Here is a 19,433-nt window from a genome sequence, read left to right as displayed (position 1 = left end):
TTTAGACTTTATATCTATTACTTTGTTTGAAATAACTATTTTTTGACTGTCGGTATCGCTCAACAAATGTTATATTCGATGAAATTTAGTCAAACCACCAGCCTCGCTGGAACATGTAATAATCGAGATTCAGATGGATGATCAATCTTTAAAACAGCAAGCCCTTTACTATCACGAATTTCCAACACCAGGAAAAATTAGCGTTACGCCAAGTAAGCAACTTGTCAATCAACATGACCTTGCGCTTGCTTACTCACCAGGTGTGGCAGCGCCTTGTTTAGAAATTGAAAAAGACCCTTCAAAAGCAGCGCTTTATACTGCTCGTGGCAACTTGGTTGCAGTGGTCAGTAATGGTACAGCCGTTTTAGGTCTAGGTAATATTGGTCCATTAGCATCTAAGCCTGTAATGGAAGGCAAAGGCGTATTATTTAAAAAGTTTGCTGGTGTAGACGTTTTTGATATTGAAATTGCTGAAAATGATCCTGACAAAATTGTTGATATCGTTGCGGCTTTAGAACCTACTTTTGGTGGTATTAACCTCGAAGATATTAAAGCACCAGAGTGTTTTTATATTGAGCAAAAGCTTCGTGAACGCATGAAAATCCCTGTGTTCCATGATGACCAACACGGTACTTCAATTATCGTAGGTTCAGCCCTTCTCAATGCTTTGCAATTGAATGGCAAAAAAATTGACGAAATCAAAATTGTTGCTTCAGGTGCAGGTGCTGCGGCACTTTCTTGTTTAGACTTGCTGTGTGCAATTGGTGCTAAAAAAGAAAATATCGTGGTTGCTGACTCACGCGGTTTATTGACCACTAAACGTGAAGGCTTGGATGAGTCTAAAAAGCGTTATGTGCAAGATATTGAGGGAACTCAACTTGCAGATGTGATTGCAGATGCCGATATGTTCCTTGGCCTTTCTGCGGCAGGCATTTTAACCAAAGAAATGGTTAAAGTCATGGCGGCTGATCCAATCATCTTTGCATTGGCAAACCCAGATCCAGAGATTTTACCTGAACATGCGCATGAAGTACGTCCAGATGTAATCATGGCAACTGGTCGTTCAGATTATCCGAACCAAGTAAACAATGCGCTTTGCTTCCCTTATATCTTCCGTGGTGCGCTAGATGTTGGCGCTACGACGATTAATGAAGAAATGAAAATTGCTTGTGTACATGCGATTGCACGTATGGCACATGTTGAAGCGGATGCCGCATCTTATGGTGAAAAATCTGCATCATTTGGTCGTGATTACTTAATTCCACGCCCACTTGATCAACGCCTAATTCTTGAAATTGCTCCTGCTGTTGCACAAGCTGCAATGGATTCAGGTGTTGCAAGTCGTCCAATTGCGGATTTCTCGGCTTATCGTCAACGTCTATCTGAATTTGTTTATAATTCAGCATTGATGATGAAACCAATTTTTGCACAAGCGAAAACAGCGCCTAAACGTATTGCTTATGCGGAAGGTGAAGATCTTCGTGTATTACGTGCGATTCAAATCGCAGTTGATGAAGGTTTGGCACAACCTATTCTAGTTGGCCGTACTGCAGTGATTGAAGCGAATATCAAGAAATTAGGTTTACGTCTTGAACATGGTGTAAATATTACCATCGTAGATCAAGAAAAAAATCCTGATTACGATAAGTTTGCAGATGACTATTACAACTTGATGCAACGTAAAGGTGTAACGCCTGAGTATGCACAACGTGAAACACGTCGTCGTTCTACCTTGATCGCAGCAATGTTGGTTCGTCATGGTCTTGCAGATGGTATGCTATGCGGTACTTATGCAAGTTATGATATCCATTTAGACTTTGTGAGAAATGTGATTGGTTTAAAAGAAGGTCGTAATAACTTCTTTACGCTTAATGCATTGATGCTTGAAGATCGCAATATCTTTATGGCTGATACATATGTAAATACCAACCCGACTGCTGAACAGTTGGCTGAAATGACTATTTTAGCGGCTGAAGAAGTTCGTCGTTTTGGTATGACGCCAAAAGTTGCATTACTTTCGCATTCTAGCTTTGGTTCAGATCAAAATGATCCAAGTGCACAAAAAATGCGTAAAGTATTTGAAATCTTGACTGAAATCGCACCTGAATTAGAAGTAGATGGTGAAATGCATGCAGATGCTGCACTTGATGAAAATATTCGTCATTTTGCATTCCCAAATTCACGCTTCAAAGGTTCAGCGAACTTGTTGATTATGCCAAATCTTGATGCGGCAAATATTTCATTCAACTTGTTAAAATCAACATCAGGCAATAATGTGACTATTGGCCCTATCTTGCTTGGTGCTGCTAAACCTGTGCATATTTTAACACCTACAGCGACAACACGTCGTTTAGTTAATATGACAGCTTTAACCGTTGCTGAGATTCAACAAGCTGAAGGCTAAGCTTGAAGTCAATTTAACATCAATACCGCAGAACTTTAGTCAATCACTCAAGTTCTGTACTTGAGAAAACCTCTATTCTGATGCATGATGGCAGTAAGAATAGAGGTTTTTTCATGCAAGTTTATTTAGTAGGCGGTGCCGTTAGAGATCATTTACTCGGTCATCCCTATCACGAAAAGGATTATGTTGTTGTTGGCGCCACGCCAGAGCAACTTCTTGCCCAAGGTTATCAACCCGTTGGGAAAGATTTCCCTGTGTTTTTACATCCCCAAACAAAAGAAGAATATGCCCTAGCCCGTACTGAGCGTAAATCAGGACACGGTTATCATGGATTTGAGTTTTTTACCGATCCAGATGTCACCTTAGAAGAGGATTTAATTCGTCGTGACTTAACCATCAATGCCATTGCGATGGATGAAGCAGGTCAAGTGTATGATCCCTATCATGGACAAGATGATTTAGCACATAAAATCCTACGCCACGTTTCAGATGCTTTTGCAGAAGATCCTTTACGCGTACTGCGTGTGGCTCGTTTTGCTGCTCGTTATGCGCAATACGGATTTCGCATTGCTGATGAAACACTTGCATTGATGCGTCAACTGGCTGAATCTGGCGAATTAGAAGCACTGACACCTGAACGTGTTTGGAAAGAAACCTCTCGTGCTTTAATGGAACGTCATGCGGATGTTTACTTTGAAGTGTTACGTGAGTGTGGTGCATTAAAAGTGCTCTTTCCTGAAATAGATGCCCTGTTTGGCGTTCCACAACGACCTGAATATCATCCTGAGATTGATTGCGGTATTCATACACTGATGTCTTTACAGCAAGCATGTAAAGCCAATTATTCTTTAGATGTTCGTTTTGCAGTATTGGTACATGACTTAGGCAAAGCTTTAACACCAAAAGATGAATTACCTCGTCATATCATGCATGAAGAACGTGGGATTCAGCCTGTCACAGATGTATGTGATCGTTTACGTGTACCTACTCAAACGAAACAGCTTGCTCTAGCAGTATGTAAAGAACATTTAAAATGTCATCAGGCTTTTACCTTAAAAGCAGGCACCTTATGGCGTTTGTTACAGCGTTTAGATGTGCTACGTCGTCCTGAGCGGGTCGAAGCTTTTGCGCAAGCCTGTGAATGTGATGCTAAAGGCCGTTTAGGCTTAGAAAATCGCGAATACCCACAAGCGCATTACCTATTAGATGCAATGAAAACTGTACGCACGATTAAAGCATCGGATTTACCCTCAGATATTCAAGGTCCAGATATCGGTGAAATGTTGATTCAAAAACGTATTGAAGCGATTGCTGATTTAAAGCATGAGTTAGGTCATCATCATCATACGGTATAAAAAAATGCCTCTCAGTAATGAGAGGCGTTTTAACAAACTGTAGATCACTCAATTAAATAATCATTGTTTTAAGCTTTAATGCTATTTTAGACAAGCGTTAGATTATTCAAAGAAAATTTCTCAAAGTTCCATTAAACCTGATGGTGAAAACTATATTTTTTGAATACTTAGTCTAAAATTTAAGATATTCAAAACCTTTTCCACCAATTCTCATATCAACATAAAATTTATTTGTTTGAAATAGCTCTGGAATAGGAGATATACTAGTTTGACTTTCTTTAATATACTGAAAATATAAGTTCAGTAAGTATAGAGCACTCAAGGAGTTAAGAAAGTTTTCCAATGTAGCATTTTCAAAATTAAGCTCCCTGTTGTGCTTAATAAGATTATGATCTTTCCACCACTTTATACTAATGAATTGACCTTGTTTTTTTGATTCAATATCTCGAAATGGATTAAATTTTAATGAATTATTTCTAAAAGAAACCTCCTCTAATAATAAGTCCTTATCAGCAATCGATGAAAAATCAGTTCTAAACATATCAAAGTTATAGCTTTGTCCAATTTTGTTGGAAATCGCTTTATAAATCGCTTCTATTTCAGAACATGTAGATAAATATAAAGACATAAGTTCTATAGAAAAAACGTTAAAATTTTTTTGGTCTATTTGAATATAGTTGCTCAATTCTTTTAACTTTATTTCTAAATATAAAAAGCGGTGCCAATAATTATTCGTCATAACTCTTCCCTAAATTACAAAAACCTACATTAAATAAAATTTATCTAATAAATTTCTTGCATAGATATAACTTACAGTGAATTTCAATTTATTCAAAATCTTATAAATTAAAAATTATGTTCACTCAGACTTTAACTAACAAAAGGTTTATATAATGTTTTAATTCCCACACAGTTGAATCAAGCTTTTTACAAATCAAGACACATCCGCAGGAAATGTAATCACCTTTTCCAACTTCATTTGGTTCATCACCACCATTAACAAACGATCAATTCCCAAAGCAATACCCGCACAATCTGACATATTCGGTAAAGCAGCGAGCAAGTACTCATCGATTGGCATCACATGTAGGCCCAGCTTTTCACGCTCAGTATTATCTGCTTGAAAACGACTACGCAAAACCTCAGCATCAATTAACTCATCATAGGCATTGGCAAGTTCTAACCCTTCAATATAGAGCTCAAAACGTGCAGCAACTAACTCACCGTCCTCATCCAGTTTGGTCTTTGCCAACGAGGCCAATTCTGGGGGGAAATCAGTTAAAAATACCGGCGTATCAAAGCCTAAACTTGGCTCAACCATATGAGAAAATAACAAATCAATATAGGCCAAACGATCATCACCCAAATCCAGATTGAGTCCTACACGGTGTGCCACATCTTTTAATTGTTGCAAAGTTGCTTGCAGTGGATTCAAGTCCAAACGATCAATAAATGCATGCTTATAACTGAGTACGGTTGGTCGAACTTCACCAAAACGTTCAGCCAAAACCACATTCAATAAATCAGTGACTTCTAGCATCAAATCTTTCAAGCTGAATTGCGGACGATACCATTCCAACATGGTAAATTCACTATTGTGCTTACGCCCATGTTCATCATCTCGAAAAACTTTACAAATTTGATAAATCGCACCACTACCACTCGCCAATAAACGCTTCATGGCAAACTCTGGTGAAGTTTGTAAATAATGCGTTTGTTGTTTGCCATGTAGATGACGCTGAGCCTGTACGGAAGCCAGATGGACATCAGTTACACCCGCTTGAGACAAGATCGGAGTTTCAACCTCTAAAACATCACGCTCAATAAAAAATTGGCGAATTTGCCTATAGAGTTTTGCTCGTGCTTTAAGCGCCTGAATATCACATGTTGGTTTAAAATCTATGCTCATGCTTTTGGCCCTCCATGAGCAGCCCATTCACGGCGCAAAGGATAAGTTTTACGAAGGTAATCAAAGGCTTTTTGATCCACCTTGCCGTCCTTTAAGCAATCTCTTAAATTTTCATCATCTCGCTGAATATTGTAAATTTCAGCTAAGTATTTTTTTAGCGTTTGTTTAATGTTATTGCCATAAAAATATTGTTCACATGCAGGTAATTGTGATTCAAATTTCTTATGTGCGGTATAGGCAAATGTTTTACAAAATGCGTCATAAATCATCTGAGTACCACGTGCTTTACCTTCCAGACTGTAACCCGCAATATGTGGCGTCACAATTGTAATTAAATCCAATAGACGCTGTGAAATCTCAGGCTCATGTTCAAATACATCCAACACCACTTTACGACGTGTTTTTAAGATATCTGCCATTAATGCCGCTTCTTCAACAACAGCACCACGCGCAGAATTAATTAAGATGGTTTCAGGCTGCATTAGCGCCAATGCATCAGCATTGATTAAATGATGTGTTGCAAACGGCCCTGTTTGGGTTAAAGGCACATGTATGCTGATCGCATCGGCTTTCTTTAATAAAGCGTCAAATTCAACTTGCTGAACATTTTCTCGTTGTACCAAGGGATCATAGCCAATGACATTCCAGCCCAACAACTGAGCCATATATGCTAATCGTGTTCCCACATTGCCTAAACCAATAATGCCTAAAGTAAACTTTTTCCCTAAATCTAGAAAATCCTGATTGAGATGCAGTAAAGCCGTGATGACATATTCTGCAACGGCTTGTGCATTGCAACCAGCCGCATTTGACCATGCGATTTGGTGCTTTTCTAATGCTGGAATATCTAAATGGTCTGTCCCTATGGTTGCACTACCGACAAATTTTAGTGCTGTATCTTGGATCAACTGTTCATTGACTTTTGTTATAGAGCGTACCAATAACGCATCTGCATCATTCACATCATGATGAGTCAAATTGCGTCCTGCTGCTTGATGAATGGTTCCGAATTCTGAAAAGAAATATTCAGTAAATGCTAGATTTTCATCTGCAACAATTTTCATAGCGTCATCCACAAGTTTAACTGCCGCTATGATAAACCTTTGAACCACTTAAGACTATGCAGTTCATACATCAAATCTTTAGGGTCTGTTGATAATTCGTCTAAGTTTGCGACTACGTGTGTTTTTTAGGCGATACTAGGCACGAAATACGAAATTTAGTCATTCTAAATAAGTAGTTCATAACGACGTAGCGGCAAAAAACACGCTAGTCCCGAAGAGTTGTGGTTAAAATTATCTCAGTCTGCGTTATGAAACTCGAAAATAGTCTCGCTATTCTCATTCATGCTTTACGACGTATACGTCTCATGCTCAATTTTAACCTACAACGCAAGCCATTTATGAAATGTCAACAGACCCTAAATATGGCATAAAAAACCCGCAAGATCACTTACGGGTTTTTAATTCTGAAGATTTGTTCAGAACAAACGATTCATACCATTCAATGTTGCAACACGATAGGCTTCTGCCATTGTTGGATAGTTAAATGTCGTTTCAACAAAATACTTAATGGTATTGTTTCCACTTTGCATCACCGCCTGTCCAATATGGATAATTTCAGCCGCATTATTGCCAAAACAATGCACACCTAATAACTCTAAGGTATCACGATGGAATAACAGTTTAAGTTCACCAACTGTATCCCCTGTAATTTGCGCACGTGCCAAATGACGGAATGATGCTTGTCCAACTTCATATGGAATTTTTTCAGCAGTTAACTGACTTTCAGTTTTACCAAAGAATGAAATTTCAGGGATGGTATAAATCCCCGTTGGAATATCTTTCACTGGTTTAACATTTTCTTCGCCGCTCATATTTGAACCAGCGCAACGACCTTGGTCATATGCTGCAGAAGCAAGAGATGGCCAACCCACCACATCACCTGCCGCATAGATATTTTCAACTTCGGTTTGATATTGGTCATTTACCGCAAGTTGCCCACGGCTATTTGGTGTAATGCCTACATTTTCAAGACCTAAACCATCGGTATTTCCTGAACGGCCATTACACCACAGAATGGCATCAGCTTTAATTTTTTTACCGCTTTGCAAATACAAGACCACATGATCATCAAACGTTTCTAAATGATCGATTTGCTCATTGTGACGCATCAACACGCCTTGTTCACGTAAGTGATAAGACAACGCGTCAGCAATTTCATCGTCGAGATAACTGAGCAGCTGATGTTGTGTATTGATCAAGTCAACTTTATGGTCTAAACCAATAAAGATAGATGCATATTCACAACCAATTACACCCGCGCCATAAATAATAATTTTATGAATTGGATAATCCAGATCTAAAATTTTATCTGAATCAAATACACGCGGATGATTAAAGTCTAAACCTTGTGGGTGATAAGGACGGCTACCTGTGGCAACCACAAGCTGTTTGAAAACTAAAGTTTCTTTAACACCATCTTCGCTAAAAATAATCACCGTATTTTTATCTTGGATATATGCGCGACCGTGAAATACATCAATATGGTTACGGTCATAAAAACGTGAATGGGTATCAACTTGCTGTTGAATCACTTTATGCGCATTACGCAAAACTTGCTTCATAGTGAATTGTTTCCAATCCCCTACTTTTTTAAACATTGGATCACGTTGGTAACGGATAATACTTGAAACTGTCTGACGTAAAGCCTTACTTGGGATGGTGCCGACATGGGTACAGTTACCACCAAGTTGCTCACGAATATCTACAATTGCAACACGCTTACCCGATTTAGCAAGCTTCATTGCCGCGCCTTCACCAGCAGGACCAGAGCCAAGTACGACCGCATCGTATTTCACAAATTTCCCACTAACGACTTCTTTCTTACGTGGCATTCAAAGCTCCTTATAGTAAATTCAGTCTATCTCTTGTCTTATGCGATATTATGACCTAAACCAAAACAATTTTCTGTATTTCGCATGCATATATTCTGTGATAACGACATTTAGTATATGAATAGTGTTTTTGCCCTATCTTTTTGCATTTCCGCTATAATGAGCATAATCTCCCCCGTAGAAAACAGTGGAAAAGTTGAATATGTCAGAGAACCGTAAACCAGAACAGGGTGTCAAATTACGTGGCGCGGAAAAAGTTGCTCGTATACCTGTAAAAGTTATTCCGACGGTTGAAGCACCACGAAAGCCAGACTGGATTCGTGTCAAAATGGCTGCGCCTGATGAAGTTCAACGAATCAAAACCACTTTACGTGCACAAAAATTACATACTGTGTGTGAAGAAGCAGCTTGTCCTAACCTTCCAGAATGTTTCGGTGGTGGTACTGCAACCTTTATGATCATGGGTGATATTTGTACCCGTCGTTGCCCGTTCTGTGATGTTGCACATGGTCGTCCAAATGCACTTGATCCTGATGAACCTCGTCATATGGCAGAAACCATCGCCAATCTTGGTTTAAAGTATGCAGTGATTACCTCTGTAGACCGTGATGATCTTTTAGATGGTGGTGCGCAACATTTTGTTGATTGTATTCAAGAAGCGCGTCAACTCAGTCCAAAAACATTATTAGAAATATTGGTTCCTGATTTCCGTGGTCGTATGGATATTGCACTGCGTATCATGACTGAATGTCCACCAGATGTATTTAACCATAACATCGAAACAGTACCTCGCCTCTACAAAGCGATGCGTCCGGGTTCAGACTATCAACACTCTTTAAACTTATTAAAAATGTTTAAAGAATACTGCCCTGATGTGCCAACAAAATGTGGTTTGATGGTGGGTATTGGTGAAACCGAAGAAGAAGTGATTGCCCTGTTAGATGATCTACATGCACACGGTGTTGATTATGTGACAATTGGTCAATATTTACAGCCTTCTAAAGAACATGCACCAATTGACCGTTTTGTCACACCAGAAGAATTTGAGCGTTATACTGCACACGGTCACAAGCTTGGTTTCAGAAATATCTGGGCTGCTCCAATGGTTCGTTCAAGCTATTTTGCAGATCGTCAATATTATGGTGAACCTGTTCCAGTGGTACGCCGTAAAGTTGATCCTGCGAAAAAAATTGCGGTACAAGCCATCGAAGCTTAAATCATTGTTCAAAAAATTTAAGCGTCAAAAAAGCACTCTATATTGAGTGCTTTTTTACAGATATTTTTAATCTTTAACGACACTTCCCTGTAGTTTTACCTTCAACACTGCTCATACTGCTTTGTAGTTTCGTCAGTGTGGAACATTGTAAATTTCCTGAAATCATGGATTTATTTAAACTCAATGTTGACGAAACTTGACCTGCAAGCACATCCCCCTCAACAGAAGAATTGACTAACTTTAATACTTTGGCTGTATTGGCTTGCACATTTCCACTCACTGAAGAATTATTTAAAATCAAACTCCCACCATTGAGCACATTCACATTTCCATCAACAGATGTACTATTTAAAGTACATGTTGCACCTGCTGGGACAGTTAAGTTTGCCACAGCATTATTGCTAATTGTACTTGAACAATTTGCAGCAAATCCAAGAGGAGCTACGCCTAAACCACATGCAATTGTGATGAGCTTTAAGAAACGCTTTTTCATTGACATTACCCTTTTGTATTATGAATTTAGAATAAATTTATTGTTGGATGATTTTAAAATATACAGTTAGAAAGTTTAATGACAAATATGTTGATTTCTTTTAACTGGGAATCGTGAATATAAAAATGGATGACGCTTTAGCTTATTTACCTCATTTTACTGTTGTTGCAGATTTGGGTTGAAATAAATCATTGCTGACTTAGCGACTTTGACTGATTTCAAAATCAAAAAGCCGCTTAAAATTAGGGCAGTGTCTTTATTCTACTTTCTGCTTAAGTAGATCTGGATTCTGCTTGAGTTCCTTTACATAGTCTGCGTAATCCAACATTAAGCCCTTTCCAGTCAATTCATCAGGTAACTCCTTGGTACAATACCAGTTGTTAGTCCACGTATGATTCAGCGGAAAATACAAATCCCCTAACTCATTTTGAACTTCTGTTTTGAGGTGGGTAACAAACTCCTGTGCTTTTGCTTTTCCCAGTTGTTCGCTAAGTAACTTAAATAAGAGTTGTTGCAACTCTTTCTGATAACGCCCATGTTTTTGATACCATTGATCATACAAACGCTGTAATTCTGGCTCTGTCGATGGATCAAATTGCTTACAGGAAGCAAGTGAGTTTGGAAACAAGGCAGGTACATCTAAATAAGCCGTATATAGAAACTGCAGTTTACCTGTACCATCTGCACGTACAACAGATGTCGCCAATAGCAAAACGCAACACAGAAATACACGTGATATGTTGAAAAGAGATTTTTTCATATTATATTTTCCTTCTCACTGTCGAATGTATGATTCGCACATCGTGTTAGGCCACGACCAAGCACATACAGGACTAAATTCAATGGTGTGTCTTTATTCTACTTTCTGCTTAAGTTCATCTAGATTCTGCTTGAGTTCCTTTACATAGTCTGCGTAATCCAACATTAAGCCCTTTCCTGTCAATTCGTCAGGTAGTCCCTTTGTGCAATACCAATTGTCAGTCCACGTATGATTCTGCGGAAAATACAGACTTCCTAACTCATTCTGAACTTCTGTTTTAAGGTGGGCAATGAACTCCTGTGCTTTTGCTTCTCCCATTTGTTCGCTAAGCAACTTAAATAAGAGCTGTTGCAACTCTTTCTGATAACGTCCATGCTTTTGATTCCACTGATCATACAATCGTTGTAACTCAACTCTCGTCGAAGGATCAAATTGCTCACAGGACGCAAGCATATTTGAAATTAAGGCAGGTACATCTAAATAAGCCGTATATAAAAACTGTAGCTTGCCTGTACCATCTGCACGTGCAACAGATGTCGCCAATAGCAAAACGCAACACAAAACTATCCGTGGAATTTTGAAAAGAGATTTTTTCATATTATATTTTCCTTCTCACTATCGAATGTATGATTCGCACATCGTGTTAGACCACGACAAAGTACATACTGGACTAGATTTAAGCACCAACTATAAATAGTTGATTAATATTTTATTTATAAAAACTTAACAATAATCTTTGACTATAGCATTTAAAAAACCACAAGGCTAAGGTTTGATTCAGTTTTTTGACTGTCTCGAATCACATTATAAATAGTCGTATAAATCGCCAAGAACAGTAGCTAAGTTTAAATCTGACAAAATTTTTATAGAGTATTTATCCAGTCAAATCGGTTTCTCACTTATGTAAGCATCTAAATAAAATACGCATCGTTTTTTAGACTGGCTCGTTTGCAAGCCTAAGCATTTCATTTAGAAACCTCTTAACGATACTGTTTTATCTATTATTTTAATTATCTATCTTATTGTTAAATCAAAATTATTTTAATTCTGACACTTGATGAAATTTTAACAATTAATATAATTTTACATTTTTTTAACGGCAACACCTCAACTTGACCTTAACATAGTGATTTTAGTCTTAGTAAAAATTGATGATGAAAAAATTAACTTTAGCTATTTCAGCAACCCTATTTTCTGGGCTTTGTTTTGCCCAAAACCCATTAAGCGTACATGTATTAAATCTTGAAAATGGCTTACCTTCAAGCAATGTTAAAGTCATTCTCGAAGCGCAACAAAAAGATAAATGGGTAAAAATTAATGAAGGAAGCACAGACAGTAATGGGCGAATTTCATCCTTATACCCTGAAAACAAAGTATTAGATAAAGGTGTTTATAAGGTTACTTTTCAAACAGGTGAATGGTTTAAACAAAATAACCAACGTGCTTTTTTCCCAGAAGTTCCTGTGGTTTTTGTGATTGATGGAAGTCTTGAACATTATCATATTCCACTGTTGATTAGCCCTTATGGATATTCAACATATCGTGGTAATTGATTGATCATACCACGTTAAATTTTAGGCGAAAAAAAACCGATGTGTTTTAACATCGGTTTTTTGGGGTACACAACTTAATTAAGCCTTTAACCATTTCTCAGCTTTGGCTTGATCTAATACAGTCAACTCAACCGTAGTCAATGCAACTTCGCCGCCTTGCAACTCAAATTGTAAAAACTCATCACGACGGAATGCATAAACCGTAAATTGACCTTGCTGTTTTGCATATTGGTTTAAAAGTTTTTCAGACGCTTTTAAACCATCAATCGCAATGATCACATCATTGGCAGACAGACCTGCTTTTGCGCCAACACCATCACGACGCGCTTGCTGAATGATGACACCCTCAGCTTTTTCAGCAACTTTCAAACCAAATGGAAGTGCTTTTTCATTTTGTAAGCTATAGCTCAAACCAAATTCAGGGAACAATTGATCCAGTGGTAGCTCATCTGTGGTATTAATCAAATGATTAATCTGTTCGATCCAATTATCGCCAGTCAGTTCATTACACAGTTCGACAATCGTACGCTCATTGACTTGCATACCCTTTTGGGTATTTTCATACAAACGGCGCATTAACGCATCCAAACTAGAACCACGTAAACGTAGACCCAAATCTAAACTGAGTGCAACCAAACAGCCTTTATTGTAATAACTGGTTCCAGCATTATTTGAGTTTTCATCCTGACGATAAAATTTAATCCAAGCGTCAAAACTAGACTCTGAAACAGATTGAATAAAACGTCCCGGATTCTGTAGATAACGATCAATTTGCCCTTTTAGCAACTTTAAATAAGATGCTTGAGAAATCACACCACTGCGATACAGAATCAAATCATCATAATAAGAGGTGAAACCTTCAAAAATCCATAACAGTGAGGTGTAGCCTTCCTGATCTAAATCGTAATTTGTAAAATTTTCAGGGCGGATAAATTTAACCAACCATGAATGAAAATATTCATGACTACACAACCCAAGGAAGCGTTGATAATCCGCAGAAGGCTCTACAGGTTCATTTGCTTTAGGAAAATCATCACGTGGCGAAATCAGACTGGTACTATTCGGATGCTCTAAACCACCATAACTATTGCCAGTTGCCATGGTCATAAAAGTATAGTTTTCAAAAGGTGCTGAACCAAACATTGAAATTTCTGTACTACAAATTTTTTCAAGGTCTTGCTTCATACGCGCTGCATTCATTGTATGCTGACCAGAAACCACAAATTCATGTGGAATCCCGTTCGCTTCAAAACTAAAACGGGTTTGATCCGCCAATTCAAATGGTGCATCAATCAATTGTGCATAATTGTTGGCTTTTAAGGTATAGCGCCCTTTCACCAAGCTTCTAGACTCTAAACCTGTGGCAATTTGAAAATGCTTTAATTCTTCAGGTAAAAATACTTCAACTTCGATTGCTGATTCTTCTTGGTCTTGCAACCCTAGGCAGACACAAGCAGGATTGACATATAAACGGGTTTGATCGACATATGCGCCACGTACCGAAAGGTCATAGGCATAAACATCATATTCAACAGTAATCAGTTCATGGTCGGTGTTATATAAACGCCATTTATTTTTTTCAAACTTATTAATTTGCAGTTGACGACCTGCTTCATCATAGGCTTTCACAGATTCGATATGTTTAGAAAATTCACGGATCAAATAGCTACCAGGAATCCATGTAGGAAGTGACAAAACTTGAGTAGGGTTCGCCAGAAAGCGCAATGTGACATGAATGAGGTGCTGACGGTAATCGTCAAATTCAATCTGATAATGCAACATAAATATATATTCGAAAATAGACAGTGAGAAATTACCAATTAGATTAGCATTTTTTTACAAAGTCAGGCGATTTTAGTCGCAATTGTCTACGATTCTGACTAGCGAAGAGTGCAAAAAAGGCATAGCATTCGCAAAGTTTATGCACTCTTGCCATAGGATTGGCTTAAAGGTAAATCTGTTGAAAATTCTTGCTTCTTTTATCGCGATAACTGGCTTGGTTTGCTCCACGTTTGTTAACGCCGCTTTACTTAATATTAATCCGCAATCTGTTGAAGCTGAAGCTTGGACAATATTAGATACACAATCGGGTCAAACCATTGCTGAATATAATAGTCATGTACAGCGTGCCCCAGCATCCATGACCAAAATGATGGTCGCCTATATTGCGTTGAAAGAACTCAAAGCAGGTCATATCAAAAAAGAAGAGATTATTACTGCAACCCCTGTAGTTCAGATCGTGCAATGGGATGAATCTCAAATGTACCTGAAGCAAGGTGAGCAAATCTCAATTGACCAACTTCTTGCTGGATTGATTGTGATGTCTGCCAATGATGCAGCAGTAACGCTGGCAGAACGTATCTCAGGTAGCGTACCCGCATTTGTTGCTCGTATGAACCAAGAAGCACAAGCCTTGGGAATGAAGGATACTCATTTTGCCAACCCTCCGGGCATTACCATGCCTGATCATTTTTCGTCAGCACATGATATGGCGATCTTAGGTCAAGCAGTAACATCACAAACCCCTGAATATATGCACTATTCAGTGATGCCAAGTTTTAGTTATAACCAACATTTTCATCATGCCACCAACCTTGTTTTAAAGTCTGATCCAAGTGTAGATGGTTTAAAAACGGGTTTTACCAAAGCAGCCGGCTATAACTTAGCACTGACAGCGCATCGTCCTTCTGCCATTACAGAGTCTCCTGATCGTCGTTTAATTGTGGTGGTGATGGGTGCAAAAAGTGCAGTTAAACGCGCGGAAATTGCACATAAATTGTTAAACTTGGGCTATGCCTACACCCGTGATGAAGTCGCAATTAAAGACAAACAATTGATTGCTGAGCTTCCTGTAGTTAAATCCACCTTAAAAATGTTTAAGGTTGAAGCAAAAAAACCTCAACTCATTACCACATCTTTATATAACGATGCGACACCAATTGATTTAGCGACTTTTGATGTTGTAAATAGCCGTATCATGAAAACTGAGGCAAATGGTCTCTTGGCAACAGTTGAACCGCTTACAACAACTCAAACCCATTTGAATGTTGAACTGAATGAGACATCACTTACCGCACCTTTAGAAAAGATTATGCATTTGGCAAAAGTGAATGTTTACCAAAATAATCAACTGATTCAAAGTTTTGATATTGAAGATGAAGTGCATATCGAACAAGCCTCTTGGTTTGAACGTTTAATGGAATGGATCAAGTCGATTTTTGGAATTTAATTAAAACCAACCAATTTAGTTAGATTTATTATAATTATGTAACCTGTAATACAAAAAAAACCTAAACAATTAAATAGAATGGCATATTTATGCCATTCTATTTTCATAACAACAATTTAGGTTTTCTATGTCAAATCTACATCATATCGTGATTGTTGGTGGTGGCGCTGGTGGTTTAGAACTGGTGACACAACTCGGTGATACGCTTGGAAAGAGTAAAAAAGCCAAAATCACCCTTGTTGACCAAAAACTCACCCATATCTGGAAACCATTGCTGCATGAAATTGCAGCTGGCACCATGAACCCAAGTGATGAAGAAACCAATTATTATGCGCATGCAGCCAAGCATCACTATGAATTTGTCTTGGGCCGTTTTGAACATTTAGATCGTGATAACAAAACCATCGAGCTCAGCAAAACCCAAACCAGTAAATATGAATCCAATCAAGAGCAAATCACCCTGCATTATGACACCTTAATTCTGGCTGTCGGCTCAGTCTCCAATGACTTTAATACGCCTGGGGTTAAAGAGTTTTGTCATTATCTCGACAGTCGCCAACAAGCAGAAGTCTTCCAACAGGACTTACTGCACTTGTATTTAGATGCTCAAAATAAAAATATTGATCGTGAATTACACATTGCCGTGATTGGCGCAGGGGCAACAGGTGTTGAACTTTCAGCTGAGTTGGTTCAAGCCAAACAGAACTTTTATAAATATGGTTTAAATAAAATTAATCCAAACAATGTCAAAATTACTTTGGTTGAAGGCGCTGATCGTATCTTACCTGCACTTTCTGAAAAAATGGCAGAGCATGCCACACAACAATTACAACGAATGAAAATAGATGTATTAACGGGCAAACGTGTTGAAAAAGTAGATGCTGAAAAAGTCTATTTTAGTGATGGCACATCCGTAGAAGCGCAATTAAAAGTTTGGGCAGCAGGGATAAAAACCCCTAAAGTGATTGCCAATTTAGCAGGCTTTGAAAAAGATCGCATGGGGCGTTTAAACGTATACGCAACCTTACAGACTCAGGCTGATCCAAACATTTTTGCCTTTGGTGATTGCGCCCACTGTATTTTAGATGCAAGAGAAGCACCACTTGGTCCACGTGCACAAGTCGCAAGTCAACAAGCTTCGTTTCTAGTAGATGCAATGAATGCACGTATCAAAGGACGACCACAGCCAATGTTCCAGTTCGCAGACAAAGGCTCACTGGTATCACTCAGTGAAAATAAAGCGGTCGGTGAACTACTTGGTCAGGTCAATGTTCAAGGTTTCGTGGCAAAATCGATGTATGTGTCTTTATATCGTATTCATCAAGCGACGATATATGGCTATGCTCATGCAGGCTTGTTAACGGCTAAAGATTTTGTTACACGAAAAATCGCGCCAAAAATAAAATTGCATTGAAATTTAAATTTTTGCCCATATTTATGAAAAAATGGTCAAAATACAGATGAAAATGCAAATTTTTAGTAATTTTAGTCTACAAAAATTGCTTTTCACTTTATGATGTAGCCTTAAAATTATCGATTACCGAATGGATCAATAACATGACTGCTATTGCAAATAACAACGTGGTTTCTTTCCACTATACGCTGACTAACGCTGAGGGTGAAACTCTCGATAAATCACAAGGTGAACCACTTGCATATTTACATGGCGCAGGTAACATCATTCCTGGTTTAGAAAAAGCTTTAGAAGGTAAAACTGTAGGTGACAAATTTACAGTAACTATCCCAGCTGCTGAAGGTTATGGCGAATACAACCCTGACCTCGTTCAAGAAGTTCCTGCTCAAATGTTCCAAGGTGTTGAGAACATTGAAGCTGGTATGCAGTTCCAAGCTCAAACTGATGATGGTGTTCAAATCGTTACTGTTAAAGCAATCGAAGGTGACAACATCATCGTTGATGCTAACTTCCCATTAGCTGGCCAAGATCTTACTTTTGAAGTTGAAATCGCAGAAGTTCGTGATGCTTCTCCAGAAGAATTAGAGCACGGTCATGTACACGGTGCAGGTGGTCATCACCACTAAGATCTGCTTGATCTGATCGAAAAGGCAAAGTTTTTACTTTGCCTTTTTTATACGTATTGGTTTAAATTGATGAAAACCTAGTGTGAATGAATCCATTCCTATCAATCCTATGCAAAAACAACTTCTTTGGTTCCGTCAAGACTTACGTATTCAAGACCATACTGCCCTATGGCATGCAGCGCAAAGCGGTCCTGTAATTGCACTGGTGATTCTTTCACCTGAACAATGGCGAATGCATGACGATGCACCGATTAAGCTTGATTTCTATTTACGTCAAATTCAAGCCATTCAACAAGAACTTGCTTCTATTCAAATTCCGCTGATTATCCGCACTGTTCCCTTATGGGAAAACATTGCAGCAGAGATCGATCAACTGTGTCAAAAACTGGACATTGAAAATGTACACGCCAATATTGAGTGCGGTGTTAATGAATTAAATCGAGATTTCCAAGTTCAAACACAACTAAATCAAACTAACCGTGATTTGGTTTTATATCATGATCGCACTCTGTTCCCTGTCGGTTCAATTCGCAATAAATCCAATCAACCCTATCAAGTCTTCGGTGCATTTAAAAAATACTGCTATGAACAACTGAGTATTTCGATCCCGCAATGCTTCCCTATTCCAGAGACTCAAGCCTTAAATGATGCAGTAGATGTGGGCAAGTTGAATAACAATAGCCTGCCGACTTTGGCCGAGCTTGGTTTTATATTCGATCCGAATCAGATCAACAAACAGTGGCAAATTGGCGAACAATATGCCTTGAATGTCTTGGATGATTTTATTGAAAACAAAGTCCGTCATTATCAACTCGAACGTGATTTCCCCCAAATTGAAGCCACCAGCCAGCTTTCAGCCTATTTAAATATTGGCATCCTTTCAATTCGACAATGTTTCAATGCCCTCTTTCGAGCACAATTCGGACATTTTTCTATTGATCATGTTGGTCAACAAACATGGCTCGATGAGCTACTTTGGCGTGAGTTTTATCAGCATATTCTGTTTGATTTCCCGCGTGTGTCAAAGCACTTGCCCTTTAAAATGCCAACACAGCAACTACTATGGCGCGATGCAGCAAATGATTTAAGCGCTTGGCAAACAGGTCAGACAGGGATTCCTATCGTCGATGCAGGTATGCGCCAGTTACTTCACACAGGTTGGATGCATAATCGGATCCGCATGGTTGTCGCCATGTTTCTCACCAAGAACCTATTGATTGATTGGCGTTTAGGTGAGCAATGGTTTATGCAACATCTTATTGATGGGGATTTGGCTGCCAATAACGGTGGATGGCAATGGTGTGCATCCACAGGAACAGATTCCGTACCTTATTTCCGTATTTTTAACCCTATCAGCCAATCGCAGAAATTTGATGCACAAGGTGATTACATTCGACAATGGGTTCCAGAACTTGCACATTTAGACGCAAAAACCATTCATGAACCTTATGCAAAAAATCCCAATATTGAGCTCAATTATCCAAAGCCAATTGTGGATTTAAAACAAAGTCGTATTCGAGCAATTGAAGCTTTTAAGCAGATTTAAAGTCACACTTAAAAGCGTTCTCAATGCGTTTG

General features: G+C 38.5%; 16 protein-coding genes. 8 read left to right on the top strand and 8 right to left on the bottom strand.

All coding sequences use genetic code 11. The annotated features are described in order from the left end of the window. The first annotated feature begins 133 nt into the window (after positions 1-133). Both ACQ7EO_RS06705 and ACQ7EO_RS06700 read left to right on the top strand, forming a co-directional pair. On the top strand, positions 134-2,404 hold the full coding sequence (locus ACQ7EO_RS06705) for an NADP-dependent malic enzyme (RefSeq protein ID WP_004717035.1): 2,271 nt from the start codon (positions 134-136) through the stop codon (positions 2,402-2,404). A gap of 113 nt (positions 2,405-2,517) precedes the next feature. Continuing rightward, positions 2,518-3,759, top strand: coding sequence for a multifunctional CCA addition/repair protein (locus ACQ7EO_RS06700; protein ID WP_056513573.1), 1,242 nt, complete (start codon positions 2,518-2,520; stop codon positions 3,757-3,759). Positions 3,760-3,931: 172 nt separating this feature from the next. Here ACQ7EO_RS06700 and ACQ7EO_RS06695 read toward each other — a convergent pair whose 3' ends face one another. From ACQ7EO_RS06695 to sthA, 4 genes are all read right to left on the bottom strand, one after another. Beyond that, on the bottom strand, positions 3,932-4,498 hold the full coding sequence (locus ACQ7EO_RS06695; RefSeq protein WP_434279186.1) for a hypothetical protein: 567 nt from the start codon (positions 4,496-4,498) through the stop codon (positions 3,932-3,934). A 195-nt stretch (positions 4,499-4,693) separates the two neighbouring features. After that, positions 4,694-5,668 carry an EF-P lysine aminoacylase EpmA gene (epmA, locus tag ACQ7EO_RS06690; RefSeq protein ID WP_434279185.1) on the bottom strand — a complete coding sequence of 325 codons (975 nt, stop codon included), beginning with the start codon at positions 5,666-5,668 and terminating at the stop codon, positions 4,694-4,696. Beyond that, entirely contained in the window at positions 5,665-6,732 is a 1,068-nt protein-coding gene (locus ACQ7EO_RS06685) for a 4-phosphoerythronate dehydrogenase (RefSeq protein ID WP_303576252.1), read from the bottom strand. Before ACQ7EO_RS06685 ends, epmA begins: the two co-directional genes overlap by 4 nt. Before the next feature lie 416 nt (positions 6,733-7,148). Continuing rightward, positions 7,149-8,564 carry a Si-specific NAD(P)(+) transhydrogenase gene (sthA, locus tag ACQ7EO_RS06680; RefSeq protein WP_004717049.1) on the bottom strand — a complete coding sequence of 472 codons (1,416 nt, stop codon included), beginning with the start codon at positions 8,562-8,564 and terminating at the stop codon, positions 7,149-7,151. Between the two features lie 202 nt (positions 8,565-8,766). On the opposite strand from sthA, the gene lipA reads away from it, so the two are divergent. Further along, on the top strand, positions 8,767-9,780 hold the full coding sequence (gene lipA / locus ACQ7EO_RS06675; protein ID WP_004717052.1) for a lipoyl synthase: 1,014 nt from the start codon (positions 8,767-8,769) through the stop codon (positions 9,778-9,780). A 73-nt stretch (positions 9,781-9,853) separates the two neighbouring features. On the opposite strand, the gene ACQ7EO_RS06670 is transcribed toward lipA, so the two are convergent. The 3 genes from ACQ7EO_RS06670 to ACQ7EO_RS06660 form a co-directional block, all read right to left on the bottom strand. After that, positions 9,854-10,273 (bottom strand): hypothetical protein, encoded by a 420-nt coding sequence (locus ACQ7EO_RS06670; protein ID WP_239045238.1) that lies wholly within the window; start codon positions 10,271-10,273, stop codon positions 9,854-9,856. Positions 10,274-10,529: 256 nt separating this feature from the next. Further along, the gene (locus tag ACQ7EO_RS06665) at positions 10,530-11,033 is read right to left on the bottom strand and encodes a hypothetical protein (protein WP_434279184.1); all 504 of its coding nucleotides are present in this window, start codon (positions 11,031-11,033) and stop codon (positions 10,530-10,532) included. Positions 11,034-11,126: 93 nt separating this feature from the next. Beyond that, complete coding sequence (locus ACQ7EO_RS06660; protein WP_434279183.1) at positions 11,127-11,630, bottom strand: hypothetical protein; 504 nt, start codon at positions 11,628-11,630, stop codon at positions 11,127-11,129. Between the two features lie 554 nt (positions 11,631-12,184). Here ACQ7EO_RS06660 and uraH point away from each other — a divergent pair. After that, positions 12,185-12,586: a hydroxyisourate hydrolase gene (gene uraH, locus ACQ7EO_RS06655; RefSeq protein ID WP_004717057.1), complete on the top strand. Its 402-nt coding sequence runs from the start codon at positions 12,185-12,187 to the stop codon at positions 12,584-12,586. A gap of 78 nt (positions 12,587-12,664) precedes the next feature. Here the strand turns inward: uraH and ACQ7EO_RS06650 are convergent, their stop codons facing one another. Next, positions 12,665-14,368 carry a M61 family metallopeptidase gene (locus tag ACQ7EO_RS06650; protein ID WP_434279182.1) on the bottom strand — a complete coding sequence of 568 codons (1,704 nt, stop codon included), beginning with the start codon at positions 14,366-14,368 and terminating at the stop codon, positions 12,665-12,667. A 178-nt stretch (positions 14,369-14,546) separates the two neighbouring features. Here ACQ7EO_RS06650 and ACQ7EO_RS06645 point away from each other — a divergent pair, with 178 nt between their 5' ends. The 4 genes from ACQ7EO_RS06645 (at position 14,547) to ACQ7EO_RS06630 (ending at position 19,401) form a co-directional block, all read left to right on the top strand. After that, positions 14,547-15,815: a D-alanyl-D-alanine carboxypeptidase PBP6B gene (locus ACQ7EO_RS06645; protein WP_419327181.1), complete on the top strand. Its 1,269-nt coding sequence runs from the start codon at positions 14,547-14,549 to the stop codon at positions 15,813-15,815. A 127-nt stretch (positions 15,816-15,942) separates the two neighbouring features. Further along, positions 15,943-17,229 (top strand): NAD(P)/FAD-dependent oxidoreductase, encoded by a 1,287-nt coding sequence (locus ACQ7EO_RS06640; RefSeq protein ID WP_004717064.1) that lies wholly within the window; start codon positions 15,943-15,945, stop codon positions 17,227-17,229. 143 nt (positions 17,230-17,372) lie between these two features. Next, on the top strand, positions 17,373-17,855 hold the full coding sequence (locus ACQ7EO_RS06635) for an FKBP-type peptidyl-prolyl cis-trans isomerase (RefSeq protein ID WP_004717066.1): 483 nt from the start codon (positions 17,373-17,375) through the stop codon (positions 17,853-17,855). 109 nt (positions 17,856-17,964) lie between these two features. Next, complete coding sequence (locus ACQ7EO_RS06630; RefSeq protein WP_434279599.1) at positions 17,965-19,401, top strand: cryptochrome/photolyase family protein; 1,437 nt, start codon at positions 17,965-17,967, stop codon at positions 19,399-19,401. The last annotated feature ends 32 nt before the right edge of the window (positions 19,402-19,433 follow it).

It is taken from the genome of Acinetobacter sp. CE-15, from assembly GCF_051059255.1.
In the GTDB taxonomy this organism is placed as follows: domain Bacteria; phylum Pseudomonadota; class Gammaproteobacteria; order Pseudomonadales; family Moraxellaceae; genus Acinetobacter; species Acinetobacter guillouiae.
The sequence above is the reverse complement of the archived record's forward strand: the minus strand, read 5'-3'. Positions and strand labels throughout refer to the sequence as shown.